General features: G+C 40.7%; 15 protein-coding genes and 1 pseudogene. 1 reads left to right on the top strand and 15 read right to left on the bottom strand.

The features are described from left to right. Window positions 1-91 precede the first annotated feature (91 nt). The 14 genes and pseudogenes from HUN01_RS06265 to HUN01_RS06330 all read right to left on the bottom strand — a co-directional run bounded on the left by HUN01_RS06265 (window position 92) and on the right by HUN01_RS06330 (window position 18,418). Window positions 92-733 carry a hypothetical protein gene (locus HUN01_RS06265; RefSeq protein ID WP_181930545.1) on the bottom strand — a complete coding sequence of 214 codons (642 nt, stop codon included), beginning with the start codon at window positions 731-733 and terminating at the stop codon, window positions 92-94. A gap of 2 nt (window positions 734-735) precedes the next feature. After that, entirely contained in the window at window positions 736-1,800 is a 1,065-nt protein-coding gene (locus HUN01_RS06270; protein WP_181930546.1) for an RAMP superfamily CRISPR-associated protein, read from the bottom strand. 2 nt (window positions 1,801-1,802) lie between these two features. After that, window positions 1,803-2,246: a hypothetical protein gene (locus HUN01_RS06275; protein WP_181930547.1), complete on the bottom strand. Its 444-nt coding sequence runs from the start codon at window positions 2,244-2,246 to the stop codon at window positions 1,803-1,805. Then, complete coding sequence (locus HUN01_RS06280) at window positions 2,243-3,187, bottom strand: RAMP superfamily CRISPR-associated protein (protein WP_181930548.1); 945 nt, start codon at window positions 3,185-3,187, stop codon at window positions 2,243-2,245. The genes HUN01_RS06275 and HUN01_RS06280 overlap by 4 nt, the downstream gene beginning before the upstream one ends. A gap of 29 nt (window positions 3,188-3,216) precedes the next feature. Continuing rightward, a complete protein-coding gene (locus HUN01_RS06285; protein ID WP_181930549.1) occupies window positions 3,217-3,837 on the bottom strand; it encodes a hypothetical protein in 621 nt (206 codons plus the stop codon). Window positions 3,838-3,847: 10 nt separating this feature from the next. Beyond that, entirely contained in the window at window positions 3,848-5,011 is a 1,164-nt protein-coding gene (gene csx7 / locus HUN01_RS06290) for a type III CRISPR-associated RAMP protein Csx7 (protein ID WP_181930550.1), read from the bottom strand. Window positions 5,012-5,249: 238 nt separating this feature from the next. Next, entirely contained in the window at window positions 5,250-5,660 is a 411-nt protein-coding gene (locus tag HUN01_RS06295; RefSeq protein WP_069071644.1) for a hypothetical protein, read from the bottom strand. After that, window positions 5,657-6,880, bottom strand: coding sequence for a type III-D CRISPR-associated RAMP protein Csx10 (csx10, locus tag HUN01_RS06300; protein ID WP_181930551.1), 1,224 nt, complete (start codon window positions 6,878-6,880; stop codon window positions 5,657-5,659). The genes HUN01_RS06295 and csx10 overlap by 4 nt, the downstream gene beginning before the upstream one ends. Then, window positions 6,880-7,587, bottom strand: a complete 708-nt coding sequence (locus tag HUN01_RS06305; RefSeq protein WP_181930552.1) for an RAMP superfamily CRISPR-associated protein — start codon at window positions 7,585-7,587, stop codon at window positions 6,880-6,882. The genes csx10 and HUN01_RS06305 overlap by 1 nt, the downstream gene beginning before the upstream one ends. After that, window positions 7,584-10,037 carry a type III-B CRISPR-associated protein Cas10/Cmr2 gene (gene cas10 / locus HUN01_RS06310; protein WP_238846023.1) on the bottom strand — a complete coding sequence of 818 codons (2,454 nt, stop codon included), beginning with the start codon at window positions 10,035-10,037 and terminating at the stop codon, window positions 7,584-7,586. The genes HUN01_RS06305 and cas10 overlap by 4 nt, the downstream gene beginning before the upstream one ends. 454 nt (window positions 10,038-10,491) lie before the next feature. Then, on the bottom strand, window positions 10,492-12,708 hold the full coding sequence (locus HUN01_RS06315; RefSeq protein WP_181930553.1) for an EAL domain-containing protein: 2,217 nt from the start codon (window positions 12,706-12,708) through the stop codon (window positions 10,492-10,494). A gap of 484 nt (window positions 12,709-13,192) precedes the next feature. Next, a complete protein-coding gene (locus HUN01_RS06320; RefSeq protein WP_181930554.1) occupies window positions 13,193-13,438 on the bottom strand; it encodes a hypothetical protein in 246 nt (81 codons plus the stop codon). 55 nt (window positions 13,439-13,493) lie between these two features. Next, window positions 13,494-17,843 (bottom strand): annotated as a pseudogene (locus HUN01_RS06325) (ATP-binding protein). Window positions 17,844-18,160: 317 nt separating this feature from the next. Next, entirely contained in the window at window positions 18,161-18,418 is a 258-nt protein-coding gene (locus tag HUN01_RS06330; protein WP_181930555.1) for a helix-turn-helix domain-containing protein, read from the bottom strand. A gap of 443 nt (window positions 18,419-18,861) precedes the next feature. On the opposite strand from HUN01_RS06330, the gene HUN01_RS06335 reads away from it, so the two are divergent. Next, window positions 18,862-19,176: a hypothetical protein gene (locus HUN01_RS06335; RefSeq protein ID WP_181930556.1), complete on the top strand. Its 315-nt coding sequence runs from the start codon at window positions 18,862-18,864 to the stop codon at window positions 19,174-19,176. A gap of 66 nt (window positions 19,177-19,242) precedes the next feature. On the opposite strand, the gene HUN01_RS06340 is transcribed toward HUN01_RS06335, so the two are convergent. Then, entirely contained in the window at window positions 19,243-20,169 is a 927-nt protein-coding gene (locus HUN01_RS06340; protein WP_181930557.1) for a phosphodiester glycosidase family protein, read from the bottom strand. Window positions 20,170-20,299: the final 130 nt, after the last annotated feature.

The following is a 20,299-nucleotide window of genomic DNA, read 5'->3' on the forward strand; positions in this document are numbered from 1 at the left end:
TTATTTTCATCCCCTTCTGGGGATGAGCTATGCAAAAAGTCAAAATTATGTTGTATGACTTGAGGTAAAGTCAGTTGCAAAAAACCCTTCATCAATCAACACATTTGACGCTTTTAATACTCCCATCGTCCCTGAGAGATACGATTTTCACCTGAACTGTCTGCCCTTCTTGAAGCAAACTAGCTTTCTTCGCTTCCTTTTCAGTTAGCTTAATTGTCCCCAAAATTTCATAAGTGACCTTGTTCCCATTGATTTTAGTCACTGTTGCCTCTAATATCTGGTCAACTTTAAAATTTTGGGATTTAGCAACTTTGCTAATTTCCACTTGGCGGGGTGACTCAAAAGTAGCTGTGCTGGGAGTTGAAATTTCTCCAATTGGCCCTGCATCTTTGTAGTAACGCATCAAGCGAGATACCCAGCCTAAAATTTGTAGTATTGTGTAGGCATCTTGAACATTTTTGAGATAATCACTACAAGCTTTATCGATACTGCGGTAATAATCTGTGGTTTTACCACTATGGCCAATTTGTCTACCACTACTCACTAGGGTTTTCAAATATTTGAAAAACCTGGAGGTAGGATCTGGTTGGTGGATGGATGCGCGGAGATAAGCAACTGCTTTTCCCAATTCGTTAACATCTGTATTTTCTTTTACCAGCGTTTGAGCGATCGCATGGGCAATTTCCCACTGTGCATCTGTCAAAGATTCCGAAGAAATTTCAACCATAGTCATAATTAATACATTCCAGATGGGGGTTCGCGATCGCTTGGATAGCGCAGCACAGCTTTAAGTTCGTCTAGTTGGGGTTGCTGAATCAGGCGCGAGTAAGCTGCTTTGATTTGTGTTTGCATAAACTGTTGCAAAGCATCCCCCATTAACTCATCAAACTCATTCAGTTGATAGGCAGAATATCGCTTTTGCAGACTTTGCGATCGGGCAATTTTGTCTATATTTACTGTCATAGTTCCCATCCCAATCGGCTTACCGCCACCTACTTTTAAAGCGATAGGACACTTAGAGTCTTGTCCTAAGACAATCAACAAAGTTCCTAACTCTTCTGGTAGCAAATTCTTGAAATTTAATTTAGTTTTGAAAATATATTCTCTTCCCGCTTGCTGTACAGGAATACCAGAATTTTGCCCTTTATCAATTGCTCTAATTGTGTTGTAGTAAAATTTTCGTCCTGCAACTCTACCTTGAATAAGGTATGCATTACTTTCATCTGGGCGGGGACGATACAAGGAAGGCATAAATCCTGTAGAAAAGCCCATATTTTCACATTTAGCATCGCTGAAATCAAGCAAACCTTGCCAATCTAATGCACCAAATACTCGACTAGCTGGGCAAAGTTGTTCTTTGTTGCGACAAGGTAAACGTTCGGTAGGGATTTGACTTCTATATTTATTAGTAATTACTGCTAAAGTACTGTTAGTAATTGCCTCATACACAGACCTAATGCAGCCTTTAAGGGAACTACCTTGTATTGAGAGCTTTTGGTCAATACCCTGTACCATTGTTTTGATTAAGGGAATGCGATTGTTGCCAATGTCGCTACCCATGAAAACTACCCCTGTGGAGACGTGGAGGGATGTCTGCACTTTTAGAGTAAGATATAAAGTGCCATGCAAGCGATCGCTAAAATATTTGTGATGTCCAATAGGACGCTGTAAGTTAGGGCGTTCTTTGGGAAAAGAGACGAATTCATAAGGTTTCGGTGCAAGTTCAGGCGATGAACCTCCACCACTAGAACGATTAGGCCTACTTGGTGGCTGAGGTCTTTGAGGACGGTTACTAGTCATATTTATTTTTTAACTGTGAGAGCAACAAAGTGTACCGTTGCCGTTTTTTTATCGATAAAATAGCGCTGGGCGATATCCAATTTTTTAGATGGAAAACCTTTAGGAAAACGAGTTTCAGTAGAAGAATATAAATGAGCATCTTGGTCTTGAGTCTGCCAATCTTCACCTACTATTGTAAAATCAGGATATTCACCAGCTATACTCAAAAGTAGAACTTCATAACTATCCTTGCGTTTTAGCTTCCACCTGAGTTCAAAATTTTGATTAAACATCTGACCTTCAATCATGGGAAAGTCAGTTTCTATGGGTGCTATTTCCCAATCTTTACTAAGTTTATAAGTCCAGCGTAAGAAGTAATAGCTAGGTTGAGTTGCCAATTTTGCGATTAACTTTAGCAATTTAGGTACTGATAAAGATTCTTTGCTAACACCAACAAAAGGATTCATCTTGACCCCACAAGTAGACTACTCCAAGACCTAACGCCTCGCTCAAATAAATCATTAACAGTACCTTCTCGCCAAGTGAGTTGCACGCCAAAACCTAAATCCATTTCTTGTGCAGCAACAGGTGTATCTTGGCTATCTGGTTTAGGGAAACTATATAATTTTGCTTCTTCAGATTCTAAAAATTCTCCAGCACCTAAAAGGAAAGTATGAGGCCATTGTTTTTGACTACCAAAGGCGTGAATTTGTTTATCTTTCAATTCACAACCTGGATATTGCACCACGGCTTGATTTAATTTCACCTGCACAGTACCTAATCCACGAGATTTGGCAAAACCTAAACCAAACCAGCCATCATCCAAGTCTCGCAACACTAAACCAATTAAACCTAATTGGGCTAAAGTGAAGTTTTTCAAATGAATTTTTGTGTGGAATTCACCAGCAGTACAAACTTGATAATTGAAAGGCCCAACTGCTACAGAACCAAACACTCTATCAATTGCTACACCATTACGTTCTTCAATTTTGAGAGGCTGAGATTTATCAGGATAAGCATCTTCAATTCTGACTCTGCTAGCAATGGAAGTATTGCCAAACATTTGGTCTGTAAAACTAGAGAGTTTGTAAATATCTGGTGCTGATTTTTTCTGGAGATAATCGTACTTATCACTCAACGGATCATTAGCCCAAAGTATATCCGAATTATTTGGATCGCGTCTGTCTTTACCCACCGTTCTCACAATCCGTTCTGCATGGGCGCGAATTGCACCTTTTAAACTGCTTCCAGGTAAATATATAGAACGTCCGCCAGCATGATAGGTTTCTACAAATTCCATATCAGGCTTAGTCGGATCGGCTCCTTCTTTACCTGATTTAATTAGAATTGGCCCGTCGGGAATAATGGTTAAATCAATGGTGCAATGATTAACAAATTTTTTGTGCATGACTAGATTTAGTTGGGCAAATATACAGATTAAGCTGCTACTAAAGTATTTAGCTGTGCTTCACACTGTTGGAAGACAAAATTAACAGCAGCAAATAGCTTATCTAGTTCGTAAATGGTGCAAGGAGTGACATTTCTAGTAAATATTTCTCCTTCTAATTTGCCGAATTGCCATGTCGCACCATTGGAAACAATACCAAAAATGACTATTTGATATTCTCCATTAAGTCTTTGAGCAGCAATCATTTCTGCTAAACATTGCGCCCAACCTGCTTCAAAGTTGTCTTGTTTTGCTTCAATTAAGATAAAGTATGGCTTGTCAAAGACAACTTTACCCAATGGTGAGCGTTTAGCTAAAATATATTCAGGAAAACCAGATAAATTTTCATCATAATTTAAGGATTGATGACTCCATAAAAGAAAATGATGGCGGTAGGTTTTCCAGACTTCTTTGAGTACGGGATAAATCAGATTTTCACAAATAGCAAACTCCGAGTTGTCAACGACAGCATCCCGCATCATCAGTTCTAAATCTTCGCGGAAGTAATCAGGAATATTGAATTGAACTTCACTGATGAAATTTGATTCTGTGTAGGTTACTTGAAATGCTTTGATAACTTCACCAATGGTTTTGAAACTACTAAAAGCCATGTTGACCTCTTCAAGAATTTTGTGTTGCTTTAACCGTATAACTCTTATTCACATTGTCTCTTAAATGATTGATGAGAGCATGAGTCCAAGTCTCTTTTGATTGCTTACCATCTTCATAACTCGATATGTCATCAATTGTATTACTGCTGACTAATTCTTGTAGATATGTCAGTAATTTTTCTGGATCGTTATTGACATCAAACCAGCGCATTTTGTCAATTTCTAGTTTAACGACACCCAAGCCACGCGATCGCCCCCCACCCAGAGGTATTTGTTCGGTTTCAAACTGGTGTAATCCAATCATCAACAGTCCCAATTCCCATTCTTCGGCATTTTCTACCACAGCCCGAAATTCAAACTCTGTACTAGCAGGAACTACTTGGAAATCGTAAAGTTTACCATCTGCGGCTGTTTCGGTATCTCGATCGATGGCTACACCGTCTCTTTCTTGGTATTGTCCAAACCAAGTATCAGATATCACTGTTAAATCTCGTACTTGGAATTTGCTAGCAATCCAGGGTGAACCAAAGAGAGAAGAAACTAAGTCAGTATTTTGCTGAATTACAGATGTTAAAGCAAAGTCATTATTGTATTTTTCCTTCAATTTATTTAGTTTATCTTCTGGTAGTAAATATCCGGCTTGTATATGCTGCATTACATCCTCAAAATATAAACTTATGAAATATTCTGTTTTCCACACTTGATGCAAGGTTATTAATTGTTCTAGATTCAGTTCTTTTATTTCTACAATCTGCTTCTTTATTTCATCTCCAGGGAGCAAACTTTTATCTTGAATATATTCAATTAATTTATCCAAAGATAAATCAATAAAATCCTCTGTTGTCTGAAGTTGATGCAGAATTATTAACTCTTGTAAATTAAGTCCTTTGATTTTTTTAAGCTCATTAGATGTAAGTGACCATTCTTCCTCAATTGCAGGGTTTGCGACTAATTTACGATTATTTCCAACGATACTACGAAGAAAACTTTCGAGGCGCGATCGCAATGCTCCTTTAAAGCTCGAACCCGGTATTAAGGGATTACCCAAGGCATCTTTAATAACAGGTAAATCAGATCCTATCGGTTCACTAGAGCGTCCTGAACTGATGCGTAATGCTGTAATTGTGGTGAGTTTACCTGTGATTTCTAGGCGATTTTTAAAAATGTCAGACATAATTTAATTAATTATTTTCTGCAAATTCTTTGTATAGATGCAAGGCTATAGTATTTGTTTCTGCTTTATTTCGCCCTGATTCAGTTCTTATACTCAAATAATTACTTAATTGAATCTTCTGCATACTTCAGATTATTAAATAGACTAGTACTGACTGTACAAATAAGCGTGTTTTCATAGTTTTATACCTGAAAGTTAAAAAAAATAATTTTTCTGGCATATAAGCAAGGTATTGCAATTATGCTGCACCATCGCGCTTATACTTCAAATGACGTGCGCCATAACCTAAATAACGACGAATCATTTCTAACCAAATCGGTTTAAAGTCTGTTTGACAACACTCAGCAATGATTTGAGCATTTTTCTTGATACTGCCATCAATATCTTCAATTATTTTTTCAGCTAGAGATTCTTTACCTCTTCCCCATTTTTTATCTCGTCCGACTTGATAGCGGATAAAGTTTTTAATCACTTCTGCACTTTCAGTAGTATCAGATACACGCACTAAGTTACGAAATTGAGATTCTTCTAAATCCCCATATTTTGTTTGATCTAAAGCATTCTGAATCCAGGTAACTAGATCATCTTCAGCCTGATCAATACCCTTTTTAACCTGGAGTTGTTTTTGTGGATCTAATTGTTCAGTCATTTAGCATTCTCCCTAAATACACTATGAAACTCATTACAAACCTCTACTTGTCCAAAGCCTTCACAAGTGCGATCGCCTATTCCTTTTACTTCTAAATCTTCCAAAGCTTTTATCCATAAGTCTTCGCCAGAGGTGCTGAATAAATATACAGACCCTTTATTGGTAACTAACTCCACATCTTTCATCAGTCCCCAAGCAGAATTCCAGCCAGAACGATAATCATAGCTGTTATAAGCAGCATGAAGCTCTAGGGAAGAATCAGTAACGCCTGTTAATTCTTGAAGCATTTGTGGTGAAATTACAGTAGTGCGTCGCCAGTTTTCAGAAAGAATAGTATCGGCTTGTAAATCAATGGTGAAATATACCCGATTTTTTGGCAAATCTTTTATGGGATTACCAAAGATATTCTTCCATTCATGCCAGCGTTGATGTAATTTATCATTGAACTGTTTTATTTGATTGCTGACTCTTGGTTTAATTTCTACAGGTAGCTTTGCTGTGATCTTGACTCTTCCTAATCCGCGTGAAGTTGCACCACCTAAACGTAAGTCTTCTTGATGATTATCAATAAAAACTTGTAGAGATTCTGCCAAATCATCTGGTGCAAATATTCCCCCTGTATATATGACGGGTTTTTCTTTGTGATCTTGGGATTCATTTAAGACTTCAAGGCTGTAAAGAACCCGTTCTTCTGAAGTTGCTCTGCGTCGATTGATACCAACTCGCGTTAACAAGCGGGTACTTGCAGAATTGCTGTAATATTTGTCCTGAATTTGGTAAAAGCCAGTGAAAACATCCACTCTACCTCCGTCAGCAGGGCAATTGGGATCGTAAAGATGTCCAAAGCCTTCAGCACAGAAATGGTCAATTAAGGTATCAAAAACACCGTTGTGCTTAGGGTCATCGGGTCTAGACTTAAAACCTGGCTTGTTTTTGGAACTTAAGGCTGTAGCGGGTAAAACTCTGACTTCTGACTCAACTTTAATATTTGCACAATAAGCGTTTTGAAAGATTGCCGGATTTTCACCTAAAAATAGCTCGTGAAAATTGTCACCATCACTAATAGATGTATTAGCCCATTTTAAGATTACAGCTGCGATCGCACCTCGAATTACAGAACCGGGAATATAGCTTTCGGCTTCACTCACAGAACCACCCGGTTTCTGTCGCCCAATTGCTAAAGGAGACAACGCTTTAATTTCCAAATTAATCCGTTTCATTACTCACCCCCTTTTGCCAAAAAATCCCACGCCCCTTGTTCTAACGGTAATTCAGGGAATTCCCAATGCAGCCAGCCCAAACCGGCTGATTTACTACCACCCAAAGCATGAATATGTCGCAGTCCAGCTAAAATTAATGCCCCTGCATAGATGGGCGCACCAGATAGGTGAATATGTCCTGTAAATTTGATTTGGGCATTTGCTGGTGAGGTTTCTAGAAAGTAGAGTTTTTGTTCTTCAGCGATGTGGCGGCGGCGATTAATTGTCACACCCGGACGTAGTACTTCTGGTAAATTATCTGGGTTTTCTGTGCAGATTAGGTCATCAAATATTACACGGGATGCTAACACTGGATTACCGAATACTTGACAAATCAGGCAATGATGCTGACTTTCATAACCCGATACTTGATATTGTGTCCTCTGAAAATTTTCTGTTAAACCTGCCCTTTGGGGACACATAGTTTGCGGGTTGGGAGAACTACAGACCGCCCAATGCAACCCTCTAGCAATTTTTTCGCATTCGTGGCGCAGGCGACCTTTAAGTTGAGAAGCAGGAATGAGCAAGTTTCCTTCGGAGTTACGGACAATAGGTTTATCTGCAAGTGAACCAGAAGAACCACCTGCACCAACGCACAAAGCAGTGTCAATTACAGCTGTAATTTGATATGAGGTGATGGGGTTTGATAATTGTTGAAGATAGATCATAATTCAGTCTCGGTAGTTGCCGTTTGCGCCTCAATTGCATCACGATCATCATCTGGTGAAGCGATGAAATCATATAGATCTACAACATCTCGCCAAATAGTCTCAAAAAGTGGATAGTCTGATTTGTCATACTCAAGCGCCCCATCGTCATATATCCACGGCGCTAAATTACCTTTATTCTTTGAATCTTTCGGCTGACACCAAGCTTCTTCAAACTGCTCTTGTAAATCCAAATTTTGTTTGTCTTGCTTGAGTCGGACTCGAAAATAACGATAGTTGAGAATAGCAGTTTGTTTACCTCGTTCTAATAAACTCCGAATTTGGTAAAGTTGCGACTTGGGAAATTTGGCGTTTTTCAAAGCTTCTATTACGCTGATTAAGCCTCCTAATTCATGTAAGGTGTAGGGAGCCGCATAAAGCTTTAACTTAGGTCTTAAGTTTTTTATCAATGCCTGTCTACGAAATTCCTTAATGTCAGATGAAATCATGGTGACAGATTTCATAGTTAAAAAATCTACTGTCCCACTACAATATCCAGCTTTTTTTAACTTTTTGGCACGGTCTTTAGCTGATTTAAGTAACTGTTCTGTCAAGTCTTTGGCGTAGTATATGGGGGTATTGTATGCTGTAATTAACATACCAATTGAGGTGCTTAGTTGACATTGAGAAGGTGAAGCTTCCGTAGGTTTGTAACGATGACACCTTTTCAAGTCAACTGGTTTATTGTCTTGCTTGATTTTATAATCACCAATTATTTTTTCACTTTCTGCGCTTTCTCCCAATGGCACTTTTTTGAGGAGAATTTCTTCAAATTTCTCTCCAATATTTTTAGCGATCGCCAATGCCTTATTAGCTGGTACAATCAAGATAATATCATCACCACCAATGGTAATTATTTCAAAAGGATGCACTAAAGCGCCGTTTCCTAGTGTTGATTCCTCATCATTAAAATTTTGCAATTTATGAGGATGCAGATTCTCTGCTAATGCTTGATAAACTGCATACTCCGTCGCTAATCCTACATCTCTACTAAACTCCTGATACTTTTGTGGAGTCCGAATTTTTTGTATATAACCGCCCATATTGTTGCCATCGGCATAAATATAAGCAACAAAACCTTTACTAGCATTAGCAATATGACTAAGGTTTTGAGCGATTTCAATGTCATCAGCTTTTAAAGCGGCATAATATTTTTGTTGTAAACTGGGATTCTTTTCGAGAAAGCGATTGTATCTATTTGCCCAGCTTTCAATTATGCCTCGTTCCCATTTTAGTTGAGATTCTCTATACCATTCAGGAATTTCAGGTGAACCTTTTTTTGCTCTGTTTCCAACCAGATGTTTACGAGCCAAAGCCTCAGAAAAATGAGATTCTCGAGGCAGTTTTGGTGGCTGTACAATCATCACTAACGACCTGCGATCGCTTCCATCACGCATCAAGTATGGATGAGTTTCAAACATGGGAGGATAGCGACGACTGGGGCGAGAGTGACTACTGCAACGTTGATTAAGGCTACTAGAAAAGTCTTGACCATAACCACTGCGACGTTGATTAAATAGAATTGTCAATTTTGTTGTTATTTCATTAAAACTCTTGCGGTCTGCGAAAGCATCCTCAATAGATATAGCTAAATTAGTACATCTTTCTTGTTTAGCATTTTCTATATTATTCTCTATATTGCCAAAGTAAGCTTGAACTAGTGGTTCTTTATATTTCTGATGATACCAATCTAGCCAAAGTGTATTTTCAATCGGCTCTCGGAGTAAGCCAAAGCGAATTTCTAGAAGTCTAAATGTATCTCCTACTGCACAAGAATTAGCTGTTAAAGTTTCTGAAGTATAGCGTTTTTCAATAGCATTAGCTAAATCATCAACAAATGCAGGCGGACAAAATGCCAGAATCTTGCCGCCTGTTGAATAAATAATAAGTTCAGGAATCAGAACTTCAGATAAATTGATATCTTCGTAAAAATTTTCATTTAGCCATGCTCTAACTTCGCTACACTGAGCATTATAAAGATTAGGATTATGTGAAGCTTCGTAATTATAGTTAAAAAACGCACGTAAATCAATCAGATTTATCCTATCTAACAAGGCAGATGCACCACGAATGTCTTGAATTTTTGACGATTCAAATACATATTGTTTAATCTTAGTTGCACCACCATAAACTAAGCCAATGCGGTTAGTCTGATTCCATAAAGCAGGATAATTAGTCTTTAATTCATCTAGAGTTTTTGGAAAATAATATTTATCAATGCCTTGCAATTGCTGCACTTGTTCGACAATGAGTCGCACTTCTTGTGGTACATCTTCCCCATCCTTCAAAGCCTGTCGCATTTTCTGTAATATTGCCAAATCAAACTTAGGTTTTCGCTCATTACCCCAAGCTAAACACCAAGCGATCGCAATCATCACAGAACTGCTATTTTCCATGTTACTTGTTTTCATCTCTACATACTCCTGCAATTACCCCTACCCTCAACCCCAGCAATAACCACCTCATTTACGTAATATCCCTAAATAAAATTAACGCATGAGTAGTATAAGATGCAATGGATTTCTTTTGGTCATCAATTTAGCTGCCTAAATCAATCATATTGAGAGGCAAATACGTATTTTTAACTTGTATTACTTTTTATTATGATATTTATACTGTTGTCAACAAATATTGATTGGCATTTTATCAGGCAGAGAGAGTGCGATTAATCTTATGTCATGCTCTCTCTGTACAGTCTCTCTAATTATCAATTAGTAAAGAACTCTTGCTTAGGGACTTCCAGAAATTAAATTATTCAATTTTGGAGCGAAGATGATCATTAGATTCTTCCTCCCCTGCTTCCCCTGCGCCCCCTACTTCCCCTGCTTGCCAAAGCGATGGGATATTTTTTTAGTTGGAAGTCCCTTATTCGGGCAGATTCTCACAATCCATCTGCACCACACAATTTCTTCCTTGTGCTTTTGCCTGGTAGAGTCCCTGGTCAGCAGCAGCAATTAAGGTTGCAGGAGATAATTGGCTATGAGGAGTGATGGTTGCTACACCAAGACTTAGGGTAATAAATTTACTGACCAATGAATGGGGATGAGGCATTTGTAATGCACTAATATTAGTCTGAATATCTCTTGCAACTGCAATAGCCCCTTCGATATCAGTATTCGGCAAAATGACTGCAAACTCTTCTCCACCATAACGAGCAACTAAATCAGCAGGGTGTTTAACTGTCTGAGAGATTGCCTTAGCAACCTGTCTGAGCGCATCATCTCCTGCCAGATGTCCATGCGTATCATTGTAAAGTTTAAAGTAATCGACATCACATAAAATCAAAGATAATGAGCCTTGCTCTCGTGCCAACCATTGCCAGTGTGCATTGAACGTGTCATCAAAACAGCGTCGATTTCCCACTTGGGTTAGACCATCCGAACAGGCAAGGCGCTGTAATTCCTGGTTTGCTTGTTGTAATTGGTGGTAGAGTTCTGATTGCTGAATAGCGATCGCAGCTTGACCCGCTAACTGGTTAAACAAGTTAATCTCCGATTGCTGCCATTGTCTGCTGCTACGGCATTGGTGAGCAATCAATAATCCCCACAAACGCTCTTGCTGTAAAATAGGCACGACCAGGTTAGCCCGGATTTGCAGACTTCGCAGGAGGTCAATATGACACGGCGATAGTCCCGCAGTTTCAATATCTGCGATCGCTCTGGTGTTACCTTGTTGATAGTAAGCTGCACGGGTAGATTTAAAGCACGTGTCCATGACGTGAAATCCCAAAATGGACATACACTCTTCTGCGAAGGATTCTACCGCGACCAAACCACTCCAGTCTTCCTGAAACTGATAGATCAATACTCTATCTACCTTAAATAGTTGTCGCACTTCGGCTGCTGTGGTTTGCAAAATCTCGTTTAACTCTAATGATTGTCGAATCCGCTGCGTCACAGCCGCGACAATTCGCTCAGACTCGCTTTGGTGTTGGACACGCTGCTCAATCTGCTGAGAATGTGCGGATGCTACTGTTAAGGCAATCGGATCAAAGCGAGGGGTTGTAGTGACGGGCACTGCACTGGGTTGAGCAATCAAATAGCCTTGAGCAAGAGTTGCACCTCGTTCTCGCAGCCAGTTCAGTTCCTCAATGCATTCAATTCCTTCAGCAACAGTTTGGATATTTAACTTTTGAGTAATCTCTAGAAGCTTCTCAGTAATCGAGGCTTTATAAAGGTCTTGATGCACATCTCGAATTAACTCGATGTCCAGCTTGATAAAGTCTGGACGTAACTGATGCAGCAAGTTTAGGCTGGAATAGCCAGAACCGAGGTCATCAAGGGCGACTAAAAACCCAGCATCCCGGTAGTATTGGAGCAGTGCCTTGAGATGGTCTAAATCTTGAGAATTGTCTGACTCCACGACTTCAAAAACAACCCGCTCGTGGGAAATGCCAGCAGTATCAATTGCCTCTACTGTACTACGTAGGCAGAAAACTGGGTCATAAAGTGACGTTGGTGCAAAATTGATGAAAATGTGCCCACTCACTTGATAGCGGCTGAATTGAGTGATTGTGCTCAGACGAGCAACTTGGTCGAGTTGTGGTAAGAGTCCGGCTTCGGTGGCTAACTCCAGAATCGGTGCCGGGAGCACTAAATTGCCTTCTTCATCCAGTCCCCGCAAGAGCGATTCATATCCAAAAATCTGCGATGTATCGTTAATTGAAACAATTGGTTGAAAGTAACTGGTGAATCGTTCGGTTGCTAGCATTTCAACCAGCCAGTCTGATTGGTTGAACTTAATGAAGCGTTGTAATGAGGCTATGTCACTAAAATCGTGGAGTTGAGGTTGAATAGTGCCTTGAATAAAAAGGACTTGCGTCTCTTTTAATTCTCTCGGTGCAAGTAGTTTGGCCAGGTTACGGGCAATTTCTAGAGACTGTCCGGATCTACAGTTCAAACTCAAACCTGGTCGCTCGTGCATCAGTTCATACTCAAGGGCAAACTGTTGTAAATAGGAGGTGACTTTGTTCAGGGTATGTGGAACGGGAAACCAGAGAAAGAGCCTACCTGCCTCCTTAGTCCGGCAGCGTGCAACATTACGACAAGCACAGGTTTTGGAGATAGGACATATTTGGCTCATATAACTAATTTACTTAATCCGATTTATTCTATTATTCCCACTATTTTTACTGTAAAAGATAAACTACACTTCAAATTCATGAAGATTTGATGATTTAATTAAACTAAATAATTTAGCTGATTAGGTGATTCACTAATACCTTTCCAAATCTATACTAAATATTCAAGTAATTGCTGATATATTTTGTGTGATGAAGCAAACTAATAAAGAGTTAGATGAACAATTTAAATCAAAAAATAAAAGCATAAATCAGTCAAATAAGCAAGAACTTTTAGTTGAATTTATTCAGGGTAAATATATATTTATGAAGAAGGAATCCATCTCAATACGGTTCGGTTAAGGTTTTTTGGATAAAAGTTTTAGATCACAAATCCGCGATAAATCGCCAGACTGATTATTGTAGAGACGGCGATTCATCGCGTCTCTTGCCTTAACCGAACAGTATTGAAATCTAGCTCACAGTTTTTAAATCCCTAATCCCTTCTTATACGAACAAAAAGAAAGCAATTAAAATCGCGCTGAGAACAATAGCAAACCCAATAGCATATTCAACTCTGCGACTAAAAAATCCCACAGCGGCAATCAAGGCGATCGCTAGCCCGATAATGCCAAAATACTGCTCTTTTTGTAAACTGCGGGCAATTAGTGGATCTGTACTTGGTGAGGGTGTTTCTTGAATGGTTTTTGGGGAGATATCTGATGCTGGTATTTCTTCCACGAATAAATTCATAAAATTCCTCCTGTACACATCTGCATTTACGGGGTTTATGCAAAGCAGCCGAACCTCAGCCATTTCCACTCCTGCCAATCAGAGTTGCAATTGCCTTGACTAACTCTTCTGGTTCGACAGGTTTCGATAGATGCTTTTTAAAGCCTGATTCGAGTGCTTGTTGCTGGTTGATTTCTCCTGCATAAGCAGTTAAAGCGATCGCCGGAATCTGTTTGGCTTGTTTGGACTGCAATGCCTTAACTTGGCGCATCAGCATATAGCCATCTGTCTCTGGCATCCCAATATCACTGAGCAGAAAATCTGGTTCTGACTCTGCCAATACTTGCAGTGCTTCTTTTGCTGATGCCACAGCAGTCACCCTTGCTCCAGCCTGCTCTAGCAGAAATGTATGGAAGTCGCGGGTATCATCGTCGTCATCCACAACTAAGATTTGGATGCCTGCAAGGATTTCAATCACCGGAGCAGGATTTAATGCAGCAATCTTTATATGTTGTTTTGGGGTTAAATCCTTTTTAATTAGCGGTAGTCTGGCTCTGAAAATAGATCCTTGCCCTTCACCTAAACTTTCTGCCCAAATCGTGCCGCCATGTAGTTCTATCAAATGACGGACAATTGCTAACCCTAACCCCAAGCCACCAAATTTTCGGGTTGTCGTGCCATCAGCCTGACGAAAATATTCAAACACATAAGGGAGAAAGTCAGGGCTGATTCCCTTACCTGTGTCGCTGACAGTAATCTGAGCTTGAGTGTCAACGCGCTCCAGTTGAATATCAATTTTCCCTCCTTCAGGAGTGAATTTAACAGCATTTGATAACAGATTCCAGACAACTTGTTGTAAACGACTAGAATCACCCAAAACTTGCCCCAAAGAAGCATCCAGCATCGTCTGAATTTGAATATTTTTCGCTTCTGCTGCTAAACGCACTGTCTCCAATCCTCCCTCAATTACAAGCACTAAGTTAACGGGAAACATATTGAGGTTGAGCTTGCCTTGTAAAATCCGAGAGACATCGAGTAAATCTTCGATTAGTTGAGCTTGTAATTTAGCATTCCGCTCGATGGTTGCGATCGCTTTCTTCAACCCTGCGGCGTCAAACTCACGAGTCTGTAAGAGTCTCGCCCAGCCAAGAATGGGATTTAGAGGCGATCGCAATTCATGGGAAAGCACCGCCAAAAACTCATCTTTAATCCGGTTAGCTCTTTCGGCTTCAGTTCTGGCAGCTTGCTCAAGTTCCAGGAGGCGATCGCGTTCGGCTTCTGCGACTTTGCGTTCTGTAATATCAATCACTGAGCCAATGTAACCTTTAAACTGACCGTCCATCCCAAACCAGGGATTAGCCGCATCAATGCAAGAGCGATATTCGCCGTCTTGGCGCCGCAAGCGGTACTCCAAACGGAAAGCCGAATAACTGCTACTAGCTTCCAGAAAAACATTCCTAACGTCATTGCTATCGTCTGGATGTACAGCATTTAACCAGCCAAATCCCAGACCCGTTTCCTCGTTTTGACCTGTAAAGTCATACCAGCTTTGACTGAGGTAGGTGCAGTAGCTATCGGTATCTGTTACCCAAACCATGAAGGGGGCATTGTCAGCCATGTTGCGGAATTTTTCTTCGCTTTCCCGAAGGGCTTTTTCTGCCTGTTTGCGATCGCTAATATCTGTAACAAAAATGCTTACTCCTTCTGCAAAGGGGTAGACGCGATTCTCAAACCAGCGCTGCCAAGCAGGATAAAAGTATTCAAACTGAATAACGGTGTGTTGTGCGATCGCCCACTGAACCTGAGTATAAAACTCGCTTTCGACCACATCTGGAAAAACTTCCCAAATGCTTCTACCTAGTAACTCTTTCTTTGAAAAGCCAACAACTTCTGCTACTCGGTCATTAACAAAGGTATAACGCCACTCTCGATCTAATACAAAAAATTGGTCTTGGATGCCAGCTAGGACAGTCTCTAGGTGTGCTTTTGCCACCTCAGCTTCAATTCGCAATTCTTGCTCACGTTCCATTGCCTCCTGGCGGAGACGAGCCATTTTTAGGGCTGCCTCTACCCGCGCCAACAATTCACGGGCAGAAAACGGTTTAATCAAATAATCATCGGCTCCCGCTTCTAAGCCTTCCACCCGCGCCTCTTCCCCCGCCCGTGCCGACAACAGGATGATTGGAATTTTTTGCGTCTGCGGATCAGATCGTAATTCTTGCAGCAGTCCAAAGCCATCTAATCCAGGCATCATCACATCTGTCAGTACTAAGTCTGGGACACGCCCACGAGCAGAATTCAAAGCAGTTAAACCATCTGGCACTGATTCCACCTCATAGTGCTGACTTAATAGCCGCTTGACATAATCACGCATATCTAAATTGTCATCAGCCAGAAGAATTCTGGCGCGAGAGGGTGACAGGTGATAGGTGATAGGTGATAGGTAAGATTCTTCTCTGCCCCCTGCCCCCTGTTCCCTGCCCCCCTGTTCCCTGTTCCCTACTCCCTGCCCCCCCTGCTCCCTGCCCCCCTGCTCCCTGCCCCCCTACTCCCTACTCCCTGCCCCCCTACTCCCTACTCCCTGCTCCCCTGCCTCTTCCGGTCGCCAACGCAGGGCTTCTTCTAAATAGGGTGTTGCACCTAATGCGGTTGAAGCTAAAGTTCGAGGGGCGCTAATTCGGTCTGGAGGCAAATGAGCATACCCCGTTGGAATTGACACAGTAAAGCAACTGCCTGCTCCTAGAACACTGGTAATATGAACTTTTCCACCATGCATTTGCACCAATTCCTGTACCAGTGACAATCCAATTCCTGATCCTTCAAAAGTGCGTCCTTGCGCCCCTTTGACGCGGTGAAATCGTTTAAAAAGGTGGGGAATTTCTTCTGCTGGGATACCGATGCCTGTATCTTGGACGGCGAACTCAATATGGTCATTTGCCCACTCTAAGCTGACCGCGATTTTTCCAGCCATCGTGAATTTGAATGCATTTGAGAGCAGGTTAAGAACAATCTTTTCCCACATCTCCCGATCTACATATACTGTTGCTGGCAGGGAAGGACAGTTGACTGATAATTGCATCCCTGCGCGTTCGACTGCTGAACGAAATACACTAGCTAGTTCTGCGGTGAAAGTGGCAAGATCGGTGGGTTCATAAGAGGCTTGAACTCTTCCGGCTTCGATGCGCGAGAAATCTAGTAGGCTGTTGACCAGTTTTAGCAGGCGGATTCCATTACGTTGCACCATTTCTAACTGCTCTCGTTCTTTGGCTGGAAGCAGAGTGGCACAATTGACTAAGGTTTCCTCTAGTGGCCCCAACATTAAAGTAAGTGGGGTACGAAACTCGTGGCTGACGTTGCTGAAAAAGACGGTTTTAGCGCGATCAATTTCTGCCAAGGCTTCAGCGCGTTTGCGTTCTTCCTCGTAAGCTTGGGCGTTAGCGATGCTGGCTGCAATTTGAGCCGCAACTAAATCGATGAATCCTTGATAATTGTCGTCGAATAGCCTGAAGGGGTTCAAACCAGCAATCAATATACCAGCTTTTCCCGTTTGACCCGATGGGGCAATTGGTACTGCGATCGCTTGATGGGGCGATCGCTGCCAAACACCACAAGGTAAACCACTAAAAGACACTTCCAAATCAGAAATCAGTTTTGCCTGATGGGTTGTGATCACTTCCCCAAAGGGCCAAACACAATCAGAATCGAGAGCCACTGTTTCCGGAACTGCTACGTGATTCCGATTTATACCACACGTTCCAGCCAGAAAAACTTCCTGCTTATCTGGGTCAACCAGATAAATCATTGCAAAAGGGAGGTCGTAAGGGTTGCTTTCTAGACAACTTGCACTCAACATACAGGCTTCATCGAATGTCCGCGCGTCTGCCGTCCTCGCCGCTAGTTCGCGCAAAAGTGCCAACTGACGCTCACCGATAATCCGCTGCGTGTCGTCTGTGTTGGCGCAGATAATCCCACCTGTGTCGCCCTGATCATTAGGAACTGGGCTATATGAAAAAGTGTAATAAGTTTCTTCCGGGTAGCCGTTGCGCTCCATAATTAGCAGCAGCGCTTCGTCGTAAGTGCCCTCATTCTTCAGCATCGCTGATTCGGCTCGAGGCCTAACCTGATCCCAAATTTCCCGCCACACGTAGGAAGCTGGCTGCCCAAGTGCTTCTGGATGTTTGCCGCCAATAATAGCCTTATAAGCGTCATTGTAAAGGTTAATCAGTTCCTCGCCCCACCAGACAAACATCGCCTGACGGGAAGTCAGCATAATCCGCGCGGCTGTCTTCAAACTCTGTGGCCACTGCTGTGTTGGGCCAAGGGAAGTTTTTGACCAATCTCGTTCTCGCATCCGCGCACCCATTTCACCCCCGCCGAGAAGGAAATTTACGTCAGCGTTGCTTGCTGACGTTGATTCGTTTTTCATTGATTCCTCTCGATTGGTCATGCGTTGCTTACAGTAGGGATTGGGGACTAGTACCGCAAGGCGGAATTAAAAATTAAAAATTAAAAATTAAAAATGAAGACAGCGTAAGGGTTTTGTTGATTGGGAATGGGTGGTTTATTTACGCCGTGCTGTACTAGGGACTAGGAAGATTTAGATGGGGATTCAGATCCCAACCAAAATGTTACTCATATTTTCTTGCCCAGTACCCAGTCCCCAGTACCCAATCCCCAGCACCCCCTCCCCCTTTATATCATCGATATTCCAAGCTACTAATTTCCATGCAGAACTCACAAAGCCTACTCCTCTTCTCGGAAGTATGTTTTCTTAAGAATTTGACCACGTTCACCTAACTCATTGATTAGGCTAGTAATTCGCTGTATTGCTAAAGGAGAAGGTGTTACATGTCCATTTTCCCAACGGTTAATTGTTGGGAAAGTTACACCAAATTCGGCAGCAAATTTTTCTTGAGACAGATTTAACTCTTGTCGCAGGGCACGAACTAGTTTGCCAATATTAGGTTGCTTCGCTGCAAGTAGGCTTCTACTTTGAGGCATATAGATCAAAATTTATAAAGCACTATACATTCCCAACTTTTACGACAGAGTGTTCTTTTGCGTCTATTGCTCCTGAGATAGAAATTTCCATCTCAAGTCAGAGCATCATAATAATCATAAGTTTAATTTATCATTTTAACAAAGAAGACTATTTGATTTTATTTTCAAAGTCATCTTATCCTGAAATCAGTAAACGTTTAAACTTTGAACAAATACAAACTTGGCTGGCGATTAATACAACTAAAGGCTAAGTACTTGACCCCCCAAATCTCTAGTACGATCAAACTTAGGTAAAAAAGAGGTGCAACATGAATTCTACCAAATTGCCCAAAGAAGTTTTAGTGTATCTACCTTTCAACTTTGAAAAAACAAAGGAGGACAATAGTTAAATGTTAGAGCAGCAGATTGATTGCCCCACCAGGCCAAAGACAAGTGCAATGATCATGAAAATTTTCCAAATCACTCTAGTGGTCTTAGTACTTTTAATCAACTTAGCAATTGCTTTCCCCTCTTGGGCAGAAAGTACGCATTCTTTGACTAGCAATCCTAACTACTTTGAAGTAGGGCAAAAAGTTATTTGGCTTTACAAGCCTCGCACGGATTCTAGCGATGTCCAAAGAATTCCTGCCGAAGTAGTTAAGTTAAGTTCCAAGCAAGTGCAAATTAAGGTCTACAAACACAACAACGAATTTGTCAATCGTTGGGTGAATCCAAACAAACTTGAGAATTCACAAAAGGTTAAAAAGTCAGTACTCTAAAATTATGTATACACCGGAGTCAGAGCTTGCAAATAAACTCCAATCACGGTGCAAATCATAACTATTTTATTTTTTGTAAATCAAAAAAACTGAACCAATCGGCCCAAAGTTTTCTACATAAACTTTCTGGTTATAATACAATCCTGGAGACATACCCCCATCAAATAAAATCCCTTCTTGAATCTTACCTAAACAGTTATCGCTAGCAATACCTTCTAGGACATTATCAAACATATCTGGGAATAACTCTTGATTAACTTGAGATAATTCAATCTCTGAATTACCTTTTAAGTCATTAACTAATAAGATTACATAGCCTTGATTAGTAATAGCTGCTAGAGAGCGATTAGTTGCATTTTTACAGGCAAATTCTCCCAAATCTTGACAAATATCTTTAAATTTACCCTGACGATAGAACCTACCATTTCCACCCACTAAATTGTAATTGAGAATATCGCTTTTTCTTCTGCCAGCTTGAATAGTAGCCTGTCGCTGTTGGGGTCTACCTCCTGATATTCCAAAGGAAGAACGTTTATTTTTAAATGCTCCTGAATACTCTACGCCACGAGAAATGTTTAAGCCTTGTGGTTTATCATCAGTATCTATATAATCGGCATTAATTGCGGCAATGGGTAGTTGTCCGTTTAATTTTGCATTTTCATCACCAATGAGTTCACGAAACTGTTTTGGTACATATTCTTTACGCAGTTTTCCTTTCGCATCTTTGGCGTAGAGTTTATGAGATAGACCAACATTAACTTTGAAATCTAATTCTGCTGATTTGGGATTAAATATAATTACATTGTTAATACCTCTTTGATTTTTTTTACCTTGATTATTGGTTTTAAAAAAATCAATACTGAACTTAGCATCTTTGCCAGGGCAAGTTTTAGATACTTTTGGGGCTGAATTTGCTTCAAGCTCTTGACAACCTGATAGTAAGCTCGCTGCAATGATCAAGCTAAATACCAAAAATAATTTTTTTGTATACATAATAATGCAAAAAACCGCTACAGAATTACTATAGCGGGGAATAATCTAAAATGTAAGAATTCAGAAGTCAGGAGTCAGAATCCAGAATGATTAGAAAATCAATAGTGCTATAGCTTCTTAATTTTATTCA

Source organism: Nostoc edaphicum CCNP1411 (assembly GCF_014023275.1).
GTDB lineage: Bacteria > Cyanobacteriota > Cyanobacteriia > Cyanobacteriales > Nostocaceae > Nostoc > Nostoc edaphicum_A.